Source organism: Moellerella wisconsensis (assembly GCF_022592395.1).
GTDB classification, from domain to species: Bacteria; Pseudomonadota; Gammaproteobacteria; order Enterobacterales; family Enterobacteriaceae; genus Moellerella; species Moellerella wisconsensis.
The window spans coordinates 2,970,175-2,994,234 of the sequence record NZ_CP093242.1; the positions used below are offsets into that span (position 1 = coordinate 2,970,175).

A 24,060-nucleotide genomic window follows, 5' to 3' on the forward strand; every position below is an offset into this window, starting at 1 on the left:
GGCACTCAAATTCATTCGCCTTTTATCGGCGGTACAGGTTTACCAATCCGTTGGTAGAAATCTTGTACAAATTGATCGAAATTACCCGCTTCAATCGCCGAGCGAATTCCCGACATTAAGCGTTGATAGTAACGCAGATTATGAATGGTATTTAATCTCGCGCCAAGGATTTCGTTACAACGGTCAAGATGATGCAAATAGGCACGGCTATAATGACGACAAGTATAGCAATCGCACTCGTCATCCAACGTTGCAGTGTCCGATTTATATTTAGCATTACGAATTTTAACCACGCCAGTAGTAACAAATAAATGTCCGTTACGTGCATTGCGTGTTGGCATAACGCAGTCAAACATATCTATCCCACGGCGTACGCCTTCCACTAGATCTTCAGGTTTACCCACCCCCATTAAATAACGAGGTTTATCCTGTGGAATTTGAGGGCAAACATGTTCCAAAATACGGTGCATGTCTTCTTTAGGTTCACCGACCGCTAAGCCGCCTACAGCGTAACCATCAAAACCGATTTCAACCAGACCTTTGACTGAAATATCACGTAAATCTTCGTAAATTCCGCCCTGAATAATACCGAATAATGAATTTTTATTCTTCAGTTCATCAAAGCGTTGACGGCTACGAGCCGCCCAGCGTAATGACATTTCCATTGAATTCTTCGCATAATCCCAATCAGCAGGATATGGCGTACATTCATCAAAAATCATGACAATGTCAGAACCGAGGTCATACTGAATTTCCATCGATTTTTCTGGGCTAAGAAAAATTTTCTCACCATTAATCGGATTGCGGAAATGTACACCTTCTTCTTTTATCTTGCGGGTTGCCCCTAAGCTAAAGACCTGAAAGCCGCCGGAATCGGTCAGGATAGGACCTTGCCATTGCATGAAATCGTGCAGATCGCCATGCAACTTCATGATCTCCTGACCTGGACGTAACCAAAGATGGAAAGTATTGCCCAGTAGAATCTCAGCGCCTGTCTCTTTGACTTCCTCTGGCGTCATGCCTTTTACTGTGCCATAGGTTCCTACCGGCATAAATGCGGGAGTCTCAACCGTTCCACGTTCAAAAATCAAGCGACCACGACGAGCATTGCCGTCTGTAGTCTGTAATTCATATTTCAAGTTTGCCTCCAGGCACCAGAAAAACAGTCTGATGCTATGCTAAAAAATATCAGCCACCTGCGAAGCAGAAGCTGATAAGAGTTTGCTAGTTATACATAACCGTTTATTCGCTCACGTCCAATTGCCCAACCTGTTCAGCTGGCGCTTGTAAATTACGCGTAATAAACATGGCATCGCCATAACTAAAGAAACGGTATTGTTGTTCAACCGCTTCGCGATAAGCCCGCATAGTATTTTGATATCCTGCGAAAGCAGAAACCAGCATAATCAAAGTTGATTCAGGTAGATGAAAATTAGTAATTAATGCATCGACGACCTGATAGTTATATCCTGGATAAATAAAGATTTGTGTATCATCGAAAAACGGCGCAATTAACTGTTCTTTACTGGCCTGAGCCGCGCTTTCTAGCGATCGAACCGAGGTTGTCCCTACAGCAACAACGCGATTTCCTCGCGCTTTACACGCTAACACGGCATCCACTACATCCTGAGAGATCTCTGCGTATTCAGAATGCATAATGTGGTCTTCGATGGTATCAACTCGCACAGGCTGAAACGTCCCCGCCCCAACATGTAGAGTCACAAACGCCATTTCAATGCCTTTTTCTCGCAGTGCTGCAAGTAAGGGTTCATCAAAATGTAGCCCTGCTGTTGGCGCAGCGACTGCGCCAGGACGTTGGCTATAAACGGTTTGATACAGCTCTTTATCCGCTTCTTCATCTGGGCGATCAATATAAGGCGGCAGTGGCATATGTCCGATCTGATTGAGGATAGTCAAAATATCACGGCTATCATCAAAGCGGAGCTCAAACAACGCCCCATGCCTTGCCAGCATTGTGGCTTTTACGCTTTCATCGTCACCCAGTAACAGCTCAGCGCCTTCTTTTGGTGCTTTCGATGCTCTAACATGCGCCAGAACACGGTTATCATCCAGCATACGTTCAACCAGTACTTCAATTTTACCGCCTGATGCCTTACGGCCAAATAACCGTGCAGGAATAACGCGAGTATTATTGAATACCAAGAGATCGCCAGGTTCCAGTTTCTCAAGAACATCAGTAAAAATACCGTGCGTGAGTTGTCCTGTGGTGCCATCCAAGCTCAGCAAGCGACAAGCACTGCGTTGGGATTGTGGATAGTGAGCAATCAGCCCTTCAGGTAGTTCAAAAGTAAAATCTGAGACACGCATTGTATTGACATCATTCCGAAAAAATAGGCGTACTAGTCTAGTGCTGAGCAACAAAAGGCGCAAGAAATAAGCGTGCTTTAGGATAAAAAAGGCCGAATATCGAACAAATAAGTCAAAAATAGTGATAGTCGTCGATGAAAAAAAGCCTCTATCTTCGATTAAATAGCTGGCGCTTGAATAAACTAAACGATGACCAATGCATTATGATGCTAAATATCACTGACTGTAACTTGCTTGATAAGCAGTATATACTGAAGCAATGAATTTTCTTGCGCATCTCCATCTCGCCCACCTTGCCGAAAGCTCGCTATTAGGCAATATTATGGCCGACTTTGTCCGGGGCGATCCTACGGAGCTTTTCAGCGCCGACATCGTGAGCGGGATCCGTATGCATCGCAGAATCGATGTTGAAACAGATAAACATCCGCTAGTTGTTGGAGCAAAAAGGTTTTTTCGGCCTGCCTATCGGCGAGTTGCTCCGATTACGTTGGATTTAATCTGGGATCACTTTTTGTCATTGCACTGGTCAAAGATCGAACCCGAATTGCCATTGGCCGAGTTTGTGCGTCAAGCACGCCAGCAAATTGAACCTCAATTATCTGTTACCCCAGAAAGATTTCAGTCGTTAAATGAGCACTTATGGCCACAAAATTGGCTAATACGCTATGCGGAGCCTGAATATATCGGTGCATCCCTTAGGGGCATGGCACGTAGACGCCCAAAACTAAGCGATTTAGCCGGTTCATATGATGATTTTAGAGCTGAATATGCACAGTTTGAGCAGATATTTTGGCAGTTTTACCCACAAATGATGCAAAAAGCGGTAAAAAAACAATTTATCTCTGAGCATATCAAACCATAAACATAAGAATTTACTGCTTGAACTTTAGCAGAATAACCTTATCTTATTGGAGTAATATGTCAGAACGCCAACCATTGATAGATAAAATCTATCTTATTAATCGGTATTTTGACCTTTAATCTGGATAATAAATTCCTTATTATCTCTAAGTATTAAAAAAACTTTAATTCACACTCACAGGAGTAAATTATGGTTCTGGTAACACGTCAAGCCCCTGATTTTACCGCCGCTGCCGTTATGGGCAATGGCGAAATCGTCAATGATTTCAACCTGAAAGCACACCTGAACGGCCGCCCAGCAGTTATTTTCTTCTGGCCAATGGACTTCACTTTTGTTTGTCCTTCAGAGCTGATCGCTTTTGATCACCGTTATAAAGATTTCCAAGCTCGTGGCTTTGAAGTTATCGGTGTTTCAATGGACTCAGAGTTCGTACATAACGCATGGCGTAAAACTCCTATCGACAACGGTGGTATTGGTGAAGTTCAATATCCTATGGTTGCTGATGTTAAACACGAAATCATTAAAGCATACGGTATCGAACACCCAGAAGCAGGCGTTGCTCTGCGTGGTTCATTCCTGATCGACAAAAATGGTGTTGTTCGTCACCAAGTAGTTAACGACCTTCCATTAGGCCGTAACATCGATGAAATGCTGCGTATGGTTGATGCTCTGCAGTTCCATGAAGAACACGGCGAAGTTTGTCCTGCACAGTGGGCTAAAGGCCAAGAAGGCATGAATGCATCTCCAGATGGCGTTGCAAAATATCTGAAACAGAACTCAAGCAAACTGTAATCGACTAGATTAACGAGAACTGTCTCATAAGCCAGCGTAATTGCTGGCTTTTTTATACTTATTTTGGCGATATATCTGTTTGATGCTTTATTTCTCCCCCCTTTTTCATTCCACTCTTAATTAATCAAGCTATGCAGTTACTGAGGATTAATCAAATTAACAGTAAATATAAGCCATAAAAAAAACCTTAGCCCAAATGAACTAAGGTTTTAAATTTGATAGATAATCTTATCTTTTTGCCGAAAAACCCTGAGTGTTTACTCTACATTGAGCGGCTTGATTGATTTAACTATGCTTGTTTGTGCTTATGATTTGCAGAAGCAAATAACAAATCATAAATAATTGCGGCCACCAGAACGATAGCAGTAGGCAGTAGCCATGCTAAATCCTGTTCGTATAAAGGCATTTTAGTCATCCACTGCGGGATCCAATCCTTTAAATGATCTGACGCTTTTGCCGCACCGATTAAGCCGAAAATTACACTGGCTAACATGGTTGGCGAGACCACTGCTGGCGCATTCTTCCACCATTTCAATGTGAAGCTAAGCAAAATCAATACGATACATGGAGGATAAATAGCCACCAGCACCGGTAAAGAGAAAGCTATCAGATTGCTTAGCCCTAAATTGGAAACTAACATTGAGAAGACCCCCAAAATTAATACCAATTTTCGATATGATATTGAAATATAACGGCTAAAGAACTCAGCACATGCACAAGTCAGGCCTACTGCAGTTACCATACAAGCAACAAAAATCAGTACCGCAAGGAAGAAGCTACCGTAATTACCAAAGGTATACTGTACGTAGGCATGTAAAATATCTGCGCCATCAGCCGCTTCAGGGATCAACGTGCCACTGTTTTCGCCAAGTTTAAACAATGATAAATAAACGAGTGTTAACAGAACGCCAGCAATCAATCCAGCCCACATGGTATAACGGGTCAATAATGATGAATTCTCGACCCCACGCGAGCGAGCGGCATTCACAATGACGATACCAAACACCATTGCGCCCAAAGTATCCATGGTCAAATAGCCATTAATAAAGCCATTTGAGAATGCCATATCATGATAACCATTCATTGCTGGCATCGGATCGCCTGCCGGCCACATGACCGCAGCAATCCCCAATACAGCCAGCGCTAACATTTTAACCGGCGCTAAAATGTGCCCAACGCTATCGAGTAAACGGCCAGGATAAAGCGAAATACCAATGACCAAAACGAAATATACTGCGCTATAAATCAGCAAAGAAATATCAGATTCACCGCCAACTAAAGGGGCAATACCCACTTTGTAAGATACCGTTGCGGTACGTGGGGTAGCAAACAGCGGGCCGACAGATAAATATGCAATAACAGCCAGCAATAAGCCCGCAGTTTTACCAATCGGCGAACTTAGGGCCTCAACCCCACCGCCGACTTTAGCTAATGCCACCACTGTTAATACCGGTAATCCAACCCCGGTAATTAGAAAGCCAATTGCGGCAGTCCAAACTTGATCACCTGCCTGCAAACCAACCATTGGTGGAAAAATAATGTTCCCTGCACCGACAAACAGCGCAAAGGTCATGAACCCTAGGGCTAAAATATCTCTTGATGTTAAACGATGAGCCATAATTTTGTTAAATTTTTGTTTGAATTAAAGGAAGCTGAGAGCTGTTAGCTCTTAACCTATTGAAAATTAACTGGCGGCACTGAGTGCTATTTTAAAATATCCTTAACAGAATAATATACAGCGATATTAAATCTTATGAGTCAAAAATATTAAAAAACAGGAAAAATCGCCAACAACTGGCGACAAGTAAAACTTTTATAGGGCAAAAAGGCAAGCCAAATAGTACAGACAAGAATAAAATACCAAACTATTTTTCCAAACCAGTGATTACTATTAATAATCAAAGAATATGCACTATATGATGTGTATAAAAAACAAACAACAGTCGATATTACGAGTAAAAATAAAAAAATAAAACGCTCTATAACGAAAGAATAGAAACAAATATAATCACTTAGGTGACTTTCTCTCAATAACAATCAACGCTGGTGGCAAAACAAAACTAAATTCACTGCCTTTACCAAGCATACTATTGATGAATAATTGGCTGTTATGATGCTGTAATGCATGTTTAACAATCGCTAGACCAAGCCCTGTACCTCCGCCACTTTGGCGAGAGCGCGCTTTATCCACCCGATAAAAACGTTCCGTCAGCCGTGGTAAGTGCTCGACAGAAATTCCCGGCCCATTATCCACCACCGAAAACGTAGCCCCTTGTCGCGTCTGCTGCCAGCTCACGTTGATTAAAGTACCGTCTGGAGTATGGTTAATCGCATTATAAACGAGATTAGCCATTGCGCTGCGTAGCTGTTCTTGATTGCCATACACCAACAGATTTTCATCGATATCAAAATTAACCTGTTGTTTTCCTTGACTAAGGCTATGGGCTTCCTGCGCTAAAATGTTGAGAATTGACGGAATATTGACTTGTTCATTTAAGTTAATTTGTGGTGCAACTTCAATACGAGAGAGTTGGAGAAGCTGCTTGACCAAATTATCCATTCGGAACGCTTGCTCTTGCATTAATGTCAGTGCTTTTTTATTGATTGGGGAAACATCGGGCTGATCATCCATCACTTCTAAATACCCTTGAATCACCGTCAATGGGGTGCGTAACTCATGGCTAACATTGGCAAAAAAGTCACGCCGTGCTTTTTCTAGTCGACGTTTCTCGGTGATATCTCTGGCGACCATTAACAACTGATCATCGGCATAAGGTAAAATACGAAATTCCACAACCGAGCCATTATTCAGCTCTAGCGTCAGGGCTTGAGTATAGTTTTTAGCACTAAAATAGCGATTAAAATCAGGATAACGCAATAAATTAATAATATGTTGCCCGCTATCTTCTGGCCAACGAAACCCGAGTAAATGCTGAGCATGGCGATTACACCAAAAAATAATGCCTTCTTCGGTCAGCATCACTATCGCATCAGGCAAAGATTCAGCACCGCTACGAAAGCGCTTAATTAATTGGCCTAATTCGCGACGACGTTTACGATTACGCTGCTGTAACTGATTAATTCCATAGAATATTGGCTCCCAGCCCCCTTTACCTTCTGGCGCTATCATGCTGCGATCAAGCCATAACCAATAAGAGAGTTTGAGTAAATTATAGCTGTGCCATATTAAGGCGGCTAACAGTGATATCACCAATAGCCATGCTAAGTGACCAACAAAAATAGCTAAAATAAAGGCGGGTAAACAAAATAAAATTAGCCCCCAAACCAGTTGTTTCCATGATAAACGCTCGAGCACGTAAGCTCTCCCTATGGATTAATCAGTAACGAACAGAAAAACGATAGCCGGTACCACGTACAGTTTGCACCATTTTTTCATGCCCCCCAATTTCTAAGGCTTTACGTAAGCGACGAATATGCACATCAACGGTTCTATCCTCCACATAGACATTCGCCCCCCACACATAATTAAGCAGTTGCTCGCGGCTATACACTCTTTCAGGATGGGTCATAAAAAAATGCAGTAATTTATATTCTGTCGGCCCCATGTCAATCGGGATATCGTTGCTAGTAACACGGTGGGAAGTCGGATCGAGAGCTAATCCATTCATATCAATAACATCTTCAGCCGCCATTGGAGAAATACGGCGTAAAATAGCTTTAACTCGCGCAATTAATTCTTTCGGTGAAAAAGGTTTAGTCAAATAATCATCGGCGCCGACTTCTAATCCCTTTACCCTATCTTCTTCTTCGCCTCTAGCAGTGAGCATCATAACTGGAATATCCCGCATCTCACTGTCTCGTTTCATATATTTAATCACTTGGATACCCGAGCCACCGGGGATCATCCAATCCAACAAGACTAAATCAGGATATGGATCGACCAACTGCCCTAATGCTGAATCATAATCATCGGCTTCGATAGGCTGAAAACCATTTTGTTCTAATACAAAACAAACCATTTCTCGGATGGGCGCTTCATCTTCAACAACCAGAATACGTCTTGCCATGGGTGATCCTGTGAATAAGGTTAGATTATTTGCGATTTTGCCGATTATGCGTCACTTTTATGACAGAATTATGAATTTACACTCTCGATTCTGACATACTTTAGTTAATTTGGATCTTTTCTCGCTTACCGTTGATATATTGCTGCGATTATTACTATCATTTTGTTGGTTTTTTTATTTCAACGTTCACAATAGCCACAATAACTTAAAAATACCGTGTTATCTCTCTTTTAGGCGGATCATTATGCGTATAATTCACACATCGGACTGGCATTTGGGGCAATATTTTTTCACCAAAACCCGTGCTCCTGAACATCAATATTTTTTACATTGGCTGATAGAGCAAGTTAAACATTATCAAGTTGATGCTGTGATTGTCGCCGGTGATATTTTCGATACCGGTTCACCACCGAGCTATGCACGCGAAATTTATAATCGTTTTATTGTTGAATTGCATAAAACAGGCTGCCAATTAGTTATTCTTGGGGGAAATCACGATTCGGTAGCGATGCTAAATGAATCTAAACAACTGCTTTCATATTTAAATATCCATGTTATCGCCAACGCTAATAATCAATCGATTGAACAATCAGTAATTGTATTAAACGATAACCAAGGAAAACCGGGCGCGTTGCTGTGTGCAATCCCTTTTTTACGCCCTCGCGATATGATAAAAAGCCTGGCTGGGCAAAGCAGCAGTGAAAAACAACAATCACTACTTGAGGCAATCACCGAGTATTATCATCAAAGTTATCAATATGCTGAGCAATTACGCCAGCAGCTCGGCAAAGCTTTGCCGATTATTGCGACCGGGCATTTAACCGCAGTCGGTGCCAGCACCAGTGATTCGGTTCGGGATATTTATATTGGCAGTTTAGAGGCCTTCCCCGCCGATGCTTTTCCCCCCGCGGATTACATTGCTTTGGGACATATCCATCGTCCACAAGTGATTGGTGGGCAAGCCCATATTCGCTATAGTGGCTCACCTATTCCGCTAAGTTTCGATGAAAATGGTCAAGATAAAACACTGTGTTTAATCGAGTTTACACAGGATAAATTAACCGCTATCGAATGCCTCAGTATCCCCCAGTTTCAGCCGATGGCAACCCTTAAAGGTACACTTAACGATATTCAGCAGCAATTAAGCCCATATCAAAATTATCACGCTGAACGTCCGGTATGGCTGGATATTGAAGTTGCCTCGCAAGATTATTTAGCCGATATACAACAGCGAGTTGAACAAATGACCGCCGGATTACCAGTTGAAGTAATTTTATTACGTCGTGCTCGTCGCCAAAATCAAACGCTCAGTGCCACTGCCAACAATGAGACCTTGAATGAACTAACTGTCGAAGAAGTGTTTCTGCGCCGCTTAGCCGATGCCGAGCTGGAAGACCCTCAATATCAACAGCGACTGACATTATTATTTCGCCAATCCTACGAAGCATTTCAGTCTACTGAGGAGGATCAAGCGTGAAAATTTTAAGCCTACGATTGAAAAATATTAATTCACTCAAAGGTGAATGGAAAATTGATTTCACTCAGGAGCCATTCGCTAGTCAGGGATTATTTGCAATAACAGGCCCAACAGGCGCAGGGAAGACCTCGTTGCTGGATGCCATTTGCCTCGCGCTTTATCACCAAACACCGCGCTTAGGAACGATTTCACAGAGTCAAAATGAGCTGATGACTCGCCATACCGGAGAATGTTTAGCTGAAGTTGAATTTGAAGTTAAAGGTATCGGTTACCGAGCTTTTTGGAGCCAACGTCGAGCTGGCGGCAAAGCCGGCGGAAAATTACAAGCGCCGAAAGGTGAACTAGCATACATAGCCGATGGAAAAATCTTGGCGGAAAAAGTTAAAGATAAATTAGAGTTAGTTACTCAGTTAACTGGTTTAGATTTTGGTCGTTTTACTAAATCTATCTTGCTATCACAAGGGGAATTTGCCGCCTTCTTAAATGCCTCAGAAAAAGATCGGGCGGATTTACTGGAAGAAATTACGGGTACCGAAATTTATAGTCAGCTATCTAAATATATTTTCCAACAACATAAACTCGTCCGCAATTCGCTCGAGTTACTCAAGGCACAAGCCGGTAATATTGATGTGCTAACCCCAGAGCAACATCAATCTTTGCTTAATCAGCAGCAATTACTGGCAGAGCAAGAACAACAGTTATCTCAACAGCGGCAGCAACTGCAACTCGCAGAACAGTGGCATCTTAAACAACAGCAATTGCTTGAACAGCAAAAGGTTCAACAAGCCCAAAAAATCGCGGCAGAAAAAGCCGTCACTGATGCCGCCCCCCAGTTACAGATTTTAGCCAACAGCGAGCCAGCAGAAAAACTGCGCCCATTATGGAATGAGCTCCAGCGCAGTGAAAAAAACCTGGAGCAGCAGGCACAAAAACAACAACAAACCCAACAGCAACTCATCGCAGAGCAGGCTCGTTATCAACCACTTGAGCAGCAGAAAAAACAACTAGAAACTCAATTAAAACAGCATATAACGCAAACTTACCAACAAAACGAACTCATAGAAACTCAAATTCGTCCTCTGGATATAGATATCGATCACCTGCGTAAGCAATTATCGGGCGCAGAGCAACAGATCACCGATATTCAGCAACAACAGCAACAAAAAGCCACTCAACTAGCAAAAGTGGATACACAGTTAGCCCAAGATATTCAGCAGCAACAACAATTAGCCGGTGAAATGCAACACAACCAGCAGTGTACAGCTATCGCACCTAAACTTAGCGGCTGGCGACAAAATATCGTTTTATTATCAGGGTTATATCAACAGCATGCCACACAGCAACAGCAGGCTGAAAAATTACAAATTGAGCAGCAAGAAATCCAGAAAACCCAGCAGACGCTGAGTAATAGCCTGCATTATGCCGAGCAAGAAAAACAACAAGCACAGCAACAATATCAACTTAGTCAGCAAGCCATCGCTCAATGGCAGCAACAGCATAATACTGATCAGCTAAAGCAGCATATAGAGCAACTGCAGCAGCGATTACAAGCGCTTAATCTGCTGCCCTATTTATTACAACAGCACAACGATAATCAGCAGTCGCTATCATTAGCTGAACAGCAAATTACTGATTTATCAACATCGTTAAATCAATTAGCGCAGCAAAAAGTAACCTGTGAGAATAATATTGCGTTACGCCAGCCTCATCTAACTGATTTAACAGCAAAATTAGCACTCGAAAAGCAAATCGTCAGCTTAGAACAGCAACGCCAATTATTAATCGCAGGCGCGCCTTGTCCCTTGTGCGGCTCGCAAGATCACCCTGCCGTTGAAGCTTATCAACAACTGTCATCTAGCCAGACTGAACAACAATTAGCTCAATTAAATCAACAATTAGAACAAGACAAACAGCAACTCATCACGATCAATAGTCATATTGCGCTGGATAATGAACGTCTCGTCGAGCAACAAAAACAGCGTGAGAACTTAATTAAGCAGCAAAAAATCGTCGCACAGCAATGGCAAACAACCAGTGAGAAAGCCGCAGAAACAGTATTACCTTATAGTTTAGAGGCCATTGAGCAGCGGCAACACAGCCTAAACACACAATTAACTGAGAATACCCAATGGCTAGCCGAATTAGATATTTTAATTGAAAATCATAAGCATGCAGAAAAAATACTGACAACAAAACAAGAATACTATCAACAACAATCAGCAGCATTACAATTAGCTAATCAGCGTAACCTCCATAGCGTGCAGACCATAGCAGCCCTTGAGCAGCAACGGTATGCACTACATCAGCAACAACAAGATATCGAAGCCGAACTAAATAATCAGTTAGCTGAATATCAACTGTGTTTACCTGCCATAGAAGAACGACAATCTTGGCTGCAACAATTAGAGCAGCGTTGTCACCTATTTGAGCAACAGCAGCAACGTCTACAACAGCTTGCCCAGTCGATTGAATTGCAAAAAACTCAGCGCCAGTCATTGTATGAACAACAGATAACGCTAAACCAACAACTTGATAAAATTCAACAACAAGTTGCTGAACATCGCCAATTAATTAATACCAAACACGCATTGCGCGTTGAGCTATTTGGTCAGCAGCTAATATCGCAAGTACAAACTCAAGCACAACAAAAACAGCAACAGCTAGAGCGTACACTGCAAGAAATAGATGCGGAGTTATTACTGGCTGAGCGTAAAATTTCCTCGCTACAAGGTCAAGCCAACGAGATTGAAACTGCACATAAAGAAGCTACCGCCGCTCAAGTAAAAGCACAAAACGACTTTGAACTAGCATTAAAGCATTGCCCATTTGCGACTCGTCAAGATTTTCTATCTGCGCTAATTACCGAAGAAGAAAGCCTGCGATTACAACAATTAAAACAACAACTACAACACGCATTATGGCACGCAGATAATCGTAGCCAGAGCATAGAACAATCGCTCAAAGAGCATGAGAATAATCAACCCGATCCCGCAAAACGAAACGCTATCGAAGCACTAAAAACACAGATTGAACAATATGATCTGGAAATTAGAAATATTACGCTACAGCAAGGGCAAATTCTCAGCCAATTAGCCACAGATAAGCAATTGCGCCAACAACAGCATGCGCTATTACAGCAAATAGAAAAGCAACAGCAGCAATATGATGATTGGAGCTATCTAAATGAATTAATTGGCTCTGCCGAGGGTGATAAATTCCGCCGCTATGCTCAGGGATTAACCTTAGATCATCTCGTTAGCTTGGCTAATCTGCGCTTAAATAAGCTACATGGGCGCTATTTATTACAACGTAATAATTCAGGAACCTTAGAATTACAAGTGATCGACAGTTGGCAAGCAGACAGTGTGCGCGATATTAAAACCCTCTCAGGCGGCGAAAGCTTTCTGGTCAGTTTATCTCTGGCACTGGCATTATCCGATTTAGTCAGCCACAAAACACAGCTTGAATCCCTGTTTCTGGACGAAGGCTTTGGTACTTTAGATCCTGAAACCTTAGATATCGCGCTTGATGCACTCGATCATTTGAATGCCAGTGGTAAAACTATCGGAGTAATCAGCCATGTTGAAGCAATGAAAGAACGAATTCCACTGCAAATCGAGGTGAAAAAAATTAATGGACTGGGCTATAGTGAGTTACCAGGAAAATATAAAATATCAAAATAATTCAATGAATTATCTTTGTTATCTTAACTTTAGAACTAATTTTTTGGCCTAATTCTGCGATTAACACGTAAAAATTTGAACCTAAAGGTTAAAAATTTTTTCTATGATTTTTAGTGGCTACCGTTATAGTAGTTACAAGAGTTATTTATCAGGTAATTACTTACTGGATAATAATAAATTGTTTGAATAAACGTCAAAAATCATAAATTAACGAGCGCGCCTTACTCCGTATAAATAATCGTTAATTTATTAATATATAAAATATAAGTTATTGAATTATCTTATAGAAGCGCCTAGATAAAATACTAAAATTTTTAATCTATGCCGCATCTACCTAATGACCTAAGGAGACACACATGTCTAACGCCTTTATTGAAATGCTAAAAAACCGCCGTACTATTTATAATCTAGGCGATTCACTGTCAGTCTCTCATGACCATATCAGTCAGTTAGTTAAAGATGCCGTGAAGCACTCACCGTCTTCTTTTAATTCACAAACCTCACGTGTGGTCATTTTGTTCGGCGAACAACATAAAAAACTGTGGGATCTAACCAAAGAAACTTTGCGCGCTATCGTTCCCGCAGGATCCTTTGCTGCCACTGAACAAAAAATCGACAGTTTTGCCGCCGGTGCCGGTTCAATTCTATTTTTTGAAGATCTTAATGTGGTTAAAGGTCTGCAAGAAAAATTTGCTGCCTATGCGGATAATTTCCCAATTTGGTCTGAGCAATCCAGTGGTATGGCGCAATTAGCCGTATGGAGTGCATTGGCTGAAGAAAACATCGGCGCATCGTTACAGCACTATAACCCACTGATTGATAACTTTGTGGCTAAAGAATGGCACATCCCAGAACATTGGTTACTGCGTGCACAAATGGTGTTTGGCTCAATTAATGCGCCTGCGGGTGACAAAGACTTTATGGATGATGAACAACGTTTCAGAATCTATCAATAAAATTTTTAGTGGCCACAAAATAGCGCATCTACAATAGTGAGTGGTCACAAACTACACTATATAAAATATTAGCCATATTATATAAACGCCTCCTAGCTTATTTAAATTAGGAGGCATTATTTATACTGTCTAGCAAATGCTCACTTAATGCTCGCGCGCTGGGCAATCAATCACCTTAAAATCGGTGCTATAACAAATATAAAATTCGTCGCGATTAATTTGGATATGCTTATTTTTTAATTGGGGATTATATTGCTGTAAAAATTCAATCAACTGATTATTCGGCAATCTGTCAGCCGGTAAAACCAAACTATTAAATAGCGCCTGCTGTTTAGCAAAATATTGTTGTGGCTGCTCAAAATCACAAGCTCCGTGTTTTTCCCATTCACCTTGCAGTAAATCTGCCCCCGGCGAAGCACAAAGATACGGTTTCAATAACGAATAATCCACGGGCGCTAAATCACCTCGACATAAACGCGGGTGCTTACTAATATCAGACCAATCGCGGCACTGTTCCATCGATTTTCCATCACACGTTTGTGCCCATAAACCATGTACAATCCAACCAAATTTATTATCTGAAAAACATTGCAGTTCAAATTTTTTATATTCCTGCTGAACTTTGTTTACTTTATTTTTATATTTAAGCTGTTCAATACTGCGTCTTTTAGAATCACAAAATGTCGGCGAATAGTTAATAGCTAACTTAAAATAATCAGTTTTAGCCTGATCATTACGCCCATATTTATCTTGCTTCGCCTTAAAATTATAATCAATCGATGTAGTAGCAGGGATCTGACAAGAGACACCTTCAATTAATCTGTCTTGCGGCTTAAGCGTGGATGTAAGTTGACTTTCTGACGTCACACAACCTGCGGCGAGTAAAATCAGCACCACTGATAATCGTTTTAATGAACGCATCTTAAAATTCCCTGACTCGATATTTTATCTTTGAATTGTTTTTATAGTTTATTTTTGGATTAATAATAAAATTAGGTAACAGTAATAGGCCCACCCTAAAGGGCAGGCATTCTATTATTATTTTGCCATCAAATCTAATTGATAAACGGCGAAACCAATATCATCATTTCCAATATAAGTCATTGGATATTGGCCATGCTGCTGAATAAAATTAGCGGCTTTATCGCTCGGTGACGTTTCAACACGAATATCTAATTTTTTATCGCTATGAATTGGCATAAGGGACCAATTATTTTCGGCTTGAGTCGCAACTTGTCCCTGCTGTTTTGACATTTTGGCAATATAATTGGCTAAAATAGTCCGGTTTTCATCTGGGGAGGCAAAAGCGATATGATCATCACCGGTGCCGGCAAATTTACCGCCATAACCCCGATAGTTATTGGTTGCCACTAAGAAAATCGCTTGTGGATCGATTGGTTTACCTTGATATGTAACGTCTTTAATCCGATTGGCTTGTTTATTCAGCAACTGGCAGTCGGTATCATATTTAGCCGGTTGTGTCACATCGACTTTATAATTTATGCCGCTGATGGTATCAAAATTATAGGTTCGAAAGCCGTCCCAATTAAGCAATGATTGCGGTTTACTGGAAGTCACATCAATTTGGTTATACATTCCTGCCGAGCATTCAAGCCATTCAATAACCTCGGCACCACTGGCTTTTACTACCACTAAGGTGTTGGGATAAAGATACAAATCGGCAGCATTACGAAATGTTAAATCGCCTTTTTCAACTTCAACAAAATCTGCGGGAGCATTTTTACGACCACCCGCTTTAAACGGTGCTGCTGCCGCTAATACTGGCAAATCAGCCAAATCTGGATCACCTTGAATAAACTGGCGTGTATAATCAGCCTGTGCATCATTAACTATTTGAACGGTCGGATCACTTTGTACTAAGGCTAAATAGCTGTACATATTTTCAGACGCTTTACCGATAAATTTGCCGACAAAATCACGGGTTCCCCGGTGCTGCTGTTCAATAATTTGTGCTAATTGAGCATCGCGTTCAACGAGCGGCTTTTTGTTGGTTTTATCATAAATAGGACGCGCTTCGGCCTTGGCTTCCGTGACTTTCCAGCTGCCACTGTCGTTATTCAATACCATATCGACGACCCCTAAATGATCGCCCCATTGACCCGGCATCACAGCAGGAATACCATTTACGGTACCTTTTTCAATATCAACGCCCTTGATATTGGCAAATTCTTGGCTGGGGAACACTCCGTGAGCATGGCCAAACATAATGGCATCTATACCAGCGACTTCGCTGAGGTAGTAAACAGAGTTTTCTGCCATGGCTTTATAAGGATCTTGTGAGAAACCCGAATGCGGAATAGCAACGATTAAATCGGCACCTTCTTTTTTCATTTGAGGCACAAATTTGTTGGCAGTTTCGGTAATATCATTAACCACCACTTTGCCGTCTAAATTAGCTTTGTCCCAAATGGCAATTTGTGGTGGAACAAAGCCAATATAGCCAATTTTAATTGTATGGCTATTCCCCTGGCGATCTTTCACCGCAGTATCGACGATAATATATGGCGTAAAATAATTTTTGCCACTTTTAGCATCCATGATGTTGGCATTAACATAAGGGAATTTAGCGCCAGCAATCGCTTGTTTAAGATAATCGAGCCCAAAATTGAATTCGTGATTACCAAAATTACCTACGGTATAACCCATAGTATTCATCAGCATATGCGCCGGATGAGATTCTCCCTCAGCCAGCCCTTTGGCTGCCATATAGTCAGCAAGAGGGCTACCTTGGATCAGATCCCCATTATCGACCAATATCGCATTAGTTACTTCGCCTTTCGCAGCTTTGATCAAGCTGGCGGTACGTACTAAGCCAAATTGCTCCGTTGATTTATCCTTAAAATAATCAAAATCGACTAAATTACTATGGATATCAGAGGTTTCCATGACACGCAAATCAACTGTCGCCGCATTAACATTTGCAGCGATCAATAGGGCCAATGTTGAAAATTTCAACATATGCTTCACCATAATTACACCTCATTTATAGGTTATATCAAGGGGATACGCGAGTTTTACTTTCCCGGAGTTAACTGAGGGAATGCCATTCAAGATAAAGCCATTCATCGTCATATACCGCGACGACTAGCTCGCTAAAAAAACACTTTATTGCACTGAAAAAGCCATTACTTTCAACGACGGATTTAATTAATCATCGTTACACTATTAGTACATCAATAACTAGCGAACCAATAAAACACACAGAAAAAGCAATGAATTTCAATTATTTAATTGTTCCGCGATACTATCAAAAAAAGCATATTTTTTCGTGAGTGTTATCACATTTGTTATGTTTACCTCAATCACATTACAAATATTGGGTGATCTACATTGCAACTTTCTCGATTAATCAATTATTGCGGAGTTAAAATTACTTTGGCACTTAATGTTTTTAACCATCATTTTTTTCGCTAATCACCGGACAATTCGCTATCATTGAGCCAGTTCAATCTTGGAATAAAAAAGGTAGGTTGTGTCATGTGGTTCAAGAATTTAATTATTTATCGTCTAAATCGAGATTTAGCATTATCCGCCGATGATTTAGAACAACAGCTTGCCCCACTGGCTTATCATCCTTGTGGCAGCCAAGATATGATGAAAGTCGGTTGGGTACCGCCAATGGGACATCACAGCGATGCGCTCACTCATGTTTCAGGCAATCAAATTCTTATTTGTGCAAAAAAAGAAGATAAAATGTTGCCATCTCCAGTGATCAAGCAGGAGTTGCAAGACAAAATTGAACGTCTTGAAAGTGAGCAAGGAAGAAAACTCAAAAAAACTGAAAAAGATTCATTAAAAGATGAAGTGGTACACACCTTATTACCGCGCGCATTCAGTAAATTTAGTAAAACCTATATTTGGATAGATACCGTAAATCAACTGGTGATTGTTGATGCCGCAAGTGCGAAACGTGCAGAGGATAATTTAGCACTGTTGCGAAAAAGCCTAGGCTCTCTGCCGGTAGTTCCTCTGAGCTTTAAAAATCCAATTGAGTTGACTCTAACCGAATGGGTACGGGCGGGTGATTTACCGCAAGGCTTTGCTTTAATGGAAGAAGCAGAGCTCAAAGCGATTCTGGAAGAAGGCGGTATTATTCGCTGTAAAAAACAAGATTTAGTCTCTGATGAAATTGCTGTACATATTGAAGCGGGGAAATTGGTTACCAAACTTTCACTCGATTGGGAGGAACGGATCCAATTTATGCTCGCCGATGACGGTTCATTAAAACGTTTAAAATTCAGTGAAACATTAAAAGATCAGAATGAAGATATAGGCAAAGAAGATTTTGCTCAACGTTTTGATGCTGATTATGCCTTGATGACAGGCGAGCTAAGTGCGCTTATTTTGCGATTAATTGATGTTCTTGGCGGCGAAGCTGAAGGTTAATTAGCCAATAATCAAACATTGCGTATGGAAATAGCTACCATGCGCAATTTTTCCTTCCTTTCTCGATAATTGCTATCCATTAACCCCCGTTGAGTATCACTAAAGCTAAACTCATCGCTCTAGCATTCAATTTACTGAAAAACATCAACTCCTTTGCAAGCTAAAATACGACTCCCATAACAGCTATCTGCTATTTTTTCACTCAGTTAACATCCTGATAACCCGCTTATTGACGGGATACAAAAACTCTGGTTGATTAAAAGTTAACTTCCCTCAGCCGTACTACCTAGCTCACATTATCCATATTCCATTATCGAGGAGGCAACATGAGTACCGTGACCGAAACAACATTAAATCCAAGCTCAGTGGTTAGTCTGCAAAAAATCACCGCAGAAAACTTCTCTGAAATTTGCCTACTGAGCCACACTCTGGGTGAAGCTCAACGCTCAATGGTTGCAGATAATGCTTACTCGATGGTAGAAGCTCAGTTTTCTGATTGTGCTTGGTATCGCGGTATTTATGCTGATAATGTTCCTGTTGGATTCATCATGCTACATTCAGGATTAGATGATGATGAGCTCGAATATCAAGGCATTATGCTGTGGCGTTTTATGATAGCAGAACCGTATCAAAAACTCGGTTTTGGGCGCGAAGCTTTGCTGCAAGTTATTAATTACTTGAAAAATAAAGGCTATCCACGCCTATATAATAGCTGTGGCGAAGGCGAAGAGAGTCCATTTGAATTTTATCAAAAACTGGGATTTGTCCCGACCGGAGCTTATGTTGATGATGAATGTGAATTAATGTTAGATCTTAATAGCTGGCAAAATCAACAAAGTTAAATCTATCGCTATATTTACTATGTTGGCTCATCCCTGTTGATAAAAATAATACTGTCAGCGCACACCGTATAGCCTCAATCATAAACGTCTACTAAATGGTATCGGTGTGCCAATCTCAATACTCTTATATTAGTCCTGTAAAAATAACATCCCGCTGTTGTTTGAGATTCTCTCATAAACTATCTACCGATTATTCCAATCTTTTGTACCGCTAATATGAAACCATTATTTTAACTATCATCACCGGTTGTTTTTTGAACACTCCGTTATAATAGGTTTAAAACACACACAATAATTATTGATAAATTCAACTTTTGAAGTGAATTTTTAACTAAATTGAAAATATTAAACTATTTTTTATTTACCATTACGATTATTTGGATTATCGTAAAACACTAAAAAATTTAAACATCGACAAACAATTGTCTATAATTGGCAAAGAAGACTACTTTTTGTTAACAAACAAGGTTCGGGGATATGAAAAAACTTTCTAAATATATTATAGGGATCATCATTCTTATAATTGTTGCTACATTAATTTTTCTTTTTAGACCAATAGCCTCATCTCAGGTTAAAACTACCGCAGACGAGCCGGTGGTGGATGTCGTCCTGATTGGCGGCGGGGTCATGAGCGGCACATTAGGAACTTATCTGGCTGAGCTAGAACCAGATTGGCAGATCCGTATGTATGAGCGCTTAGATAATGTGGCTGAAGATAGCTCAAACGGCTGGAATAACGCCGGTACCGGCCACTCTGGTTTTATGGAAATGAACTATACACCAGAAAAAAATGGCAAAGTAGAAGTCACTAAAGCAGCGGATATTGCCCAACAATTTGAAATTTCAAAACAATTTTGGTCTTATCAAGTACAGCAAGATATTTTAGGCGCACCAAATACCTTCATTAATCCGGTTCCTCATATTGCGTTCGTTTGGGGCGATAATGTTGATTTCTTATCAAAACGCTATCAAGCGATGATCAAAAATCCGATGTTCTATGGCATGAAATATTCAGATTCGCCAGAAGAGATCAAAACATGGGCGCCGCTGATTATAGAAGGCCGTCCAGCTGATGAAAAAGTTGCCGCGACTCGCATGGATGTTGGCGCAGATGTTAACTATGGTGAAATTACTCGCCAGTTAATTACTAATTTAGCTAAAAACGATAATTTCAAACTGGAAACATCGACCGAAGTAAATGGGATTAGCCGCAATGACGATGGAACGTGGAGTGTCAGTTTTAAAAATGTTAAAACTGGGGCCGAAAGCCATGTTAAAACTCGCTTCGTCTTTATCGGTGCGGGCGGTGCTGCCATTAAATTATTGCAATACACTGGCTTAGAAGAATCTAAGCAGTATGCTGGCTTCCCTGTCGGTGGACAATTCTTAGTTTCTGATAATCCTGAAGTGGTAAAACAGCATACAGCAAAAGTGTATGGTAAAGCCTCGGTAGGTGCACCTCCAATGTCCGTTCCACATATCGATACCCGCTACTTAGACGATAAAAAATATGTTTTGTTTGGTCCATTTGCTACCTATTCAAATAAATTCTTGAAATATGGAAGCCAATTAGACTTAGTCAATACCGTCAATAATAACAACTTATTCGGTATGATTGCTGTCGGTGCAGAAAACTTTGATTTGGTTAAATACCTGATAAGTCAGGTTATGTTAAACGATGAAGAACGATTCCAATCACTGCAAGATTATTATCCTGACGCTAAGAAAGAAGACTGGAAGCTAATCACTGCAGGACAACGTGTTCAGATAATCAAACAACCTGAAGGCAAACCTGCTGCACTGCAATTTGGTACGGAAGTATTTGTTTCTGATGATAAAACAGTTTCTGCATTATTAGGCGCATCACCAGGTGCTTCTACTTCTCCTTACATTATGCTGACCCTGTTAAATAAAGCGTTCCCAACTAAAGTGGAAAATCAATGGAATGAAAAACTGCATGAAATCATTCCTTCATACGGTAAAAATTTAGAAGAAGATCCACAACTTCTGGACCAAACACGTCAATATACTAGCCGTGTACTGGGCTTAAATTATACCCCAATGACACCTGCTAATGCGGAGCAATCCTCATCTGCGGTTACTGAAGCCCAAGCCCAGTAATCTATGCAGTAGCTAACTCGTCATTAATTTTAAAAGAGAGTATTTATATACTCTCTTTTTTTTATTTCAAATTCTATCATCAGCCTCATATACGGACGATTTTATAAACCATCTCACCTTGTCTACTCGCTTTATCTCGCTGCCTTTCTTAGATACATGCTAAGGTACATTGCCTAATATAACCTTATATATTAAGTTGTTAAGCTATACAAAGGTACATATAAAAACTCACATAAAAAACCAGCCGGAAGATCATCGCTCTTCCGGCTGGCTATAATTATTATTTATCGATGTTATGGTTCAAACTCGATATTCAATCAATCATTCTATTTTTGAATCAAATAACGAATTGTTGGTCCATCTTGCTGAATATCTAATACTTTATAGCCATAATTAGCGGCATCAAGCGGAATATTATTGATGGATTGTGGGCAATCACTAATTACCTCTAAGATTTCTCCAGCCTTTAACGATGGCATAGCTTCAAGCGTCGCCACGGCAGGATATGGACAAGGTTCACCCACCATATCCAAACTATAATCAGGAATAATATCTTTCTGGCTCATACAGACTCCTTAACAGCTAATGGCATAGTTTGGATTCTTTTACGGAAAAAATGTTTTTCCCATACCAGCATCAAAATAAACGAAAGAGCAAGTAGCAGATAAGTCACTCCTAATCCGCCCATCGGTCCAAAAGTTTTTAGTAAATTAACTTTATCGAAATCGGTCGCTAACCACGGAGCAAAATCATCCCAGTAATAAGCTAATATTGTGGCGCCGATGATATTACCGAATCCAACCCACCAATAATGGACTTGCCCTTCGACCGCGCGATACATCCAACCTGTTTCACAGCCCCCCGCCAGCACAATACCAAAACCAAATAAGATCCCCCCAAGAATAGCATTCGGACCAGCCCAGAAGATTTTTGGTGATGCTCCTAATTGAACATAACTAAAAATACCTATCGTACTGACTGCCATCCCGATAATAATCGCTTTAGCCATATGAGTACGTCCGGTAATCCACAGATCGCGAAACGCAGAGGTAAAGCAGATTTGAGCACGTTCGATTAATAAACCAAACCCAATACCGCACAGCATAGCAAAGCCCATGACTGGCGATTTTAACAAATAATAGAAAGCGCCCGCTAAAGAAAGAGCAAAAATGACCATGCCGAGTCTAAAGCGTCTGCGAGCAACATCATGACGCTGAGTTAACGGCGAAGCTGCAGTGACTTTTTTGAGTTTAACCGGAATACGGAACATCGGTAATAAGGTGAATTTAGCCCCGAAGTAAGAACCAATAGCCGTCGCCACAGCAAAGAACCAAGCATGCAATGAGAATTGAGGGATACCCGTAAAAAATGCCGCTAAGTTACAGCCCATGGCTAAACGCGCACCAAATCCAGCAATAATACCGCCAAGAATAGCTTGAAAAATACGGATACGATGTTGCGGTTGGCGTAATTTCACATTATTAGCCCATAACGCCGCTGCAATACAACCAGCAAACATACCAATAATCATCACACCGTCGATTCTGTCTAATGGTGTACCTTCGAAGCCAATAATTTTAAAATATCCCCACTGCTCTGGATGTGCGCCAAACAACTGCATAATGTGCCCGCCCCAACGAGTAAATTCGCCAGTCACAGCCCAAAAGGTGCCTGTTAATCCAAAATAATAGGTTGATAAGATACCGGCGGCAATGACCGCTGGCAGCGGTTTCCAAAAGCGCACCAGATAAAGTGATTTAAATTCAGACCAATTCATAATAAATTCCACAATATTCACGTCAGGCACCTGACAGAGAATGCTACTGTCGCCAAATTTGCGCACAGCAGGTTTGATCTGCGGTATCTTACTACGATTAAATATTTTCAACAGTACAATATAGAGGGGATTTATTAAAAAACTGTTATAGCTAAAAATAAAGCAAAAAAAAAGCGTTATCAAAGATAACGCTGCTAAATATATAGCTTTATTGTATCGATAGAGGGGTAAATATATATGAAAAATTCACCGTAAAACGGCTTAGTGCTTGCTATGCGTAGTAAAAGTCAGCCCATCTAACTTTCATTAATAACACGACAGAAACAATACTTATTTAATTTAAGAAACGAGAATAAAAGATAAAACTGATATAACTTAATTATAAGTTTAATTGAAAATAGATGTTCAATTAACTAGGTTTGAATAATTTAATATTTCAAAAAATGAATTAATATTATTCGATAGCTTTAATCAGTATTGAAAAATTATCTTTTTGATAGCGTCCTGGTGTATAAAAATTTACTGGCTTAAATTAAAAAGTATTGAAAAGTGTTTCAAAGTGTTATCTAACTGCATTATAACCCAACATCTGACTAGCGCAAGTATTTTTTTGATTTAAATCAAATTAATCAACAAAAACAAAATTAGACCAATAAAAACAATAGGTTAAAATTATAAAATAATTAAAAACGTAGTAAAAACCTAAATTAAGGGATGTTTTTATCAGCTTCATGCTGTTACAAATTATATTAACAAATATTGATATAGTCTGGTAGTTTGCTGTATT

Annotated in this window: 17 protein-coding genes; 8 read left to right on the forward strand and 9 right to left on the reverse strand. The window is 40.5% G+C overall.

What is annotated here, in order from left to right:
- Window positions 1–11: 11 nt before the first annotated feature.
- Together tgt and queA are read right to left on the reverse strand one after the other, a co-directional pair.
- Entirely contained in the window at window positions 12–1,139 is a 1,128-nt protein-coding gene (tgt, locus tag MNY66_RS13060) for a tRNA guanosine(34) transglycosylase Tgt (RefSeq protein WP_047256456.1), read from the reverse strand.
- 103 nt (window positions 1,140–1,242) lie between these two features.
- Window positions 1,243–2,328, reverse strand: coding sequence for a tRNA preQ1(34) S-adenosylmethionine ribosyltransferase-isomerase QueA (queA, locus tag MNY66_RS13065; RefSeq protein ID WP_047256457.1), 1,086 nt, complete (start codon window positions 2,326–2,328; stop codon window positions 1,243–1,245).
- 259 nt (window positions 2,329–2,587) lie between these two features.
- Between queA and MNY66_RS13070 the strand changes: the two genes are divergently transcribed.
- Window positions 2,588–3,190, forward strand: a complete 603-nt coding sequence (locus tag MNY66_RS13070; protein WP_241501043.1) for an acyl carrier protein phosphodiesterase — start codon at window positions 2,588–2,590, stop codon at window positions 3,188–3,190.
- Between the two features lie 189 nt (window positions 3,191–3,379).
- A complete protein-coding gene (locus MNY66_RS13075) occupies window positions 3,380–3,982 on the forward strand; it encodes a peroxiredoxin C (protein WP_047256459.1) in 603 nt (200 codons plus the stop codon).
- Between the two features lie 289 nt (window positions 3,983–4,271).
- On the opposite strand, the gene brnQ is transcribed toward MNY66_RS13075, so the two are convergent.
- The 3 genes from brnQ to phoB all read right to left on the reverse strand — a co-directional run bounded on the left by brnQ (window position 4,272) and on the right by phoB (window position 8,010).
- Window positions 4,272–5,600, reverse strand: coding sequence for a branched-chain amino acid transport system II carrier protein (brnQ, locus tag MNY66_RS13080; RefSeq protein WP_047256460.1), 1,329 nt, complete (start codon window positions 5,598–5,600; stop codon window positions 4,272–4,274).
- Window positions 5,601–5,990: 390 nt separating this feature from the next.
- A complete protein-coding gene (gene phoR, locus MNY66_RS13085; protein WP_241501044.1) occupies window positions 5,991–7,298 on the reverse strand; it encodes a phosphate regulon sensor histidine kinase PhoR in 1,308 nt (435 codons plus the stop codon).
- 22 nt (window positions 7,299–7,320) lie between these two features.
- Entirely contained in the window at window positions 7,321–8,010 is a 690-nt protein-coding gene (phoB, locus tag MNY66_RS13090; RefSeq protein WP_053907654.1) for a phosphate regulon transcriptional regulator PhoB, read from the reverse strand.
- 244 nt (window positions 8,011–8,254) lie between these two features.
- Between phoB and sbcD the strand changes: the two genes are divergently transcribed.
- From sbcD to MNY66_RS13105, 3 genes are all read left to right on the forward strand, one after another.
- Window positions 8,255–9,487 carry an exonuclease subunit SbcD gene (gene sbcD / locus MNY66_RS13095; protein ID WP_241501045.1) on the forward strand — a complete coding sequence of 411 codons (1,233 nt, stop codon included), beginning with the start codon at window positions 8,255–8,257 and terminating at the stop codon, window positions 9,485–9,487.
- Window positions 9,484–13,170, forward strand: a complete 3,687-nt coding sequence (locus MNY66_RS13100; protein WP_241501046.1) for an SbcC/MukB-like Walker B domain-containing protein — start codon at window positions 9,484–9,486, stop codon at window positions 13,168–13,170. Before sbcD ends, MNY66_RS13100 begins: the two co-directional genes overlap by 4 nt.
- Before the next feature lie 356 nt (window positions 13,171–13,526).
- Window positions 13,527–14,126, forward strand: coding sequence for a nitroreductase family protein (locus MNY66_RS13105; RefSeq protein WP_047256465.1), 600 nt, complete (start codon window positions 13,527–13,529; stop codon window positions 14,124–14,126).
- 144 nt (window positions 14,127–14,270) lie between these two features.
- On the opposite strand, the gene MNY66_RS13110 is transcribed toward MNY66_RS13105, so the two are convergent.
- Window positions 14,271–15,047 (reverse strand): ribonuclease T2 family protein, encoded by a 777-nt coding sequence (locus MNY66_RS13110; RefSeq protein ID WP_241501047.1) that lies wholly within the window; start codon window positions 15,045–15,047, stop codon window positions 14,271–14,273.
- 117 nt (window positions 15,048–15,164) lie between these two features.
- On the reverse strand, window positions 15,165–17,117 hold the full coding sequence (locus MNY66_RS13115) for a bifunctional 2',3'-cyclic-nucleotide 2'-phosphodiesterase/3'-nucleotidase (protein WP_241501048.1): 1,953 nt from the start codon (window positions 17,115–17,117) through the stop codon (window positions 15,165–15,167).
- 507 nt (window positions 17,118–17,624) lie between these two features.
- Between MNY66_RS13115 and rdgC the strand changes: the two genes are divergently transcribed.
- The 3 genes from rdgC to mqo all read left to right on the forward strand — a co-directional run bounded on the left by rdgC (window position 17,625) and on the right by mqo (window position 21,496).
- Window positions 17,625–18,533 (forward strand): recombination-associated protein RdgC, encoded by a 909-nt coding sequence (gene rdgC, locus MNY66_RS13120; protein ID WP_047256468.1) that lies wholly within the window; start codon window positions 17,625–17,627, stop codon window positions 18,531–18,533.
- Between the two features lie 326 nt (window positions 18,534–18,859).
- On the forward strand, window positions 18,860–19,375 hold the full coding sequence (locus MNY66_RS13125) for a GNAT family N-acetyltransferase (RefSeq protein WP_241501049.1): 516 nt from the start codon (window positions 18,860–18,862) through the stop codon (window positions 19,373–19,375).
- A gap of 477 nt (window positions 19,376–19,852) precedes the next feature.
- Window positions 19,853–21,496, forward strand: a complete 1,644-nt coding sequence (gene mqo / locus MNY66_RS13130; RefSeq protein WP_241501050.1) for a malate dehydrogenase (quinone) — start codon at window positions 19,853–19,855, stop codon at window positions 21,494–21,496.
- Window positions 21,497–21,822: 326 nt separating this feature from the next.
- On the opposite strand, the gene yedF is transcribed toward mqo, so the two are convergent.
- A complete protein-coding gene (yedF, locus tag MNY66_RS13135; protein ID WP_047256471.1) occupies window positions 21,823–22,062 on the reverse strand; it encodes a sulfurtransferase-like selenium metabolism protein YedF in 240 nt (79 codons plus the stop codon).
- The gene (yedE, locus tag MNY66_RS13140; protein WP_047256472.1) at window positions 22,059–23,273 is read right to left on the reverse strand and encodes a selenium metabolism membrane protein YedE/FdhT; all 1,215 of its coding nucleotides are present in this window, start codon (window positions 23,271–23,273) and stop codon (window positions 22,059–22,061) included. Before yedE ends, yedF begins: the two co-directional genes overlap by 4 nt.
- Window positions 23,274–24,060: the final 787 nt, after the last annotated feature.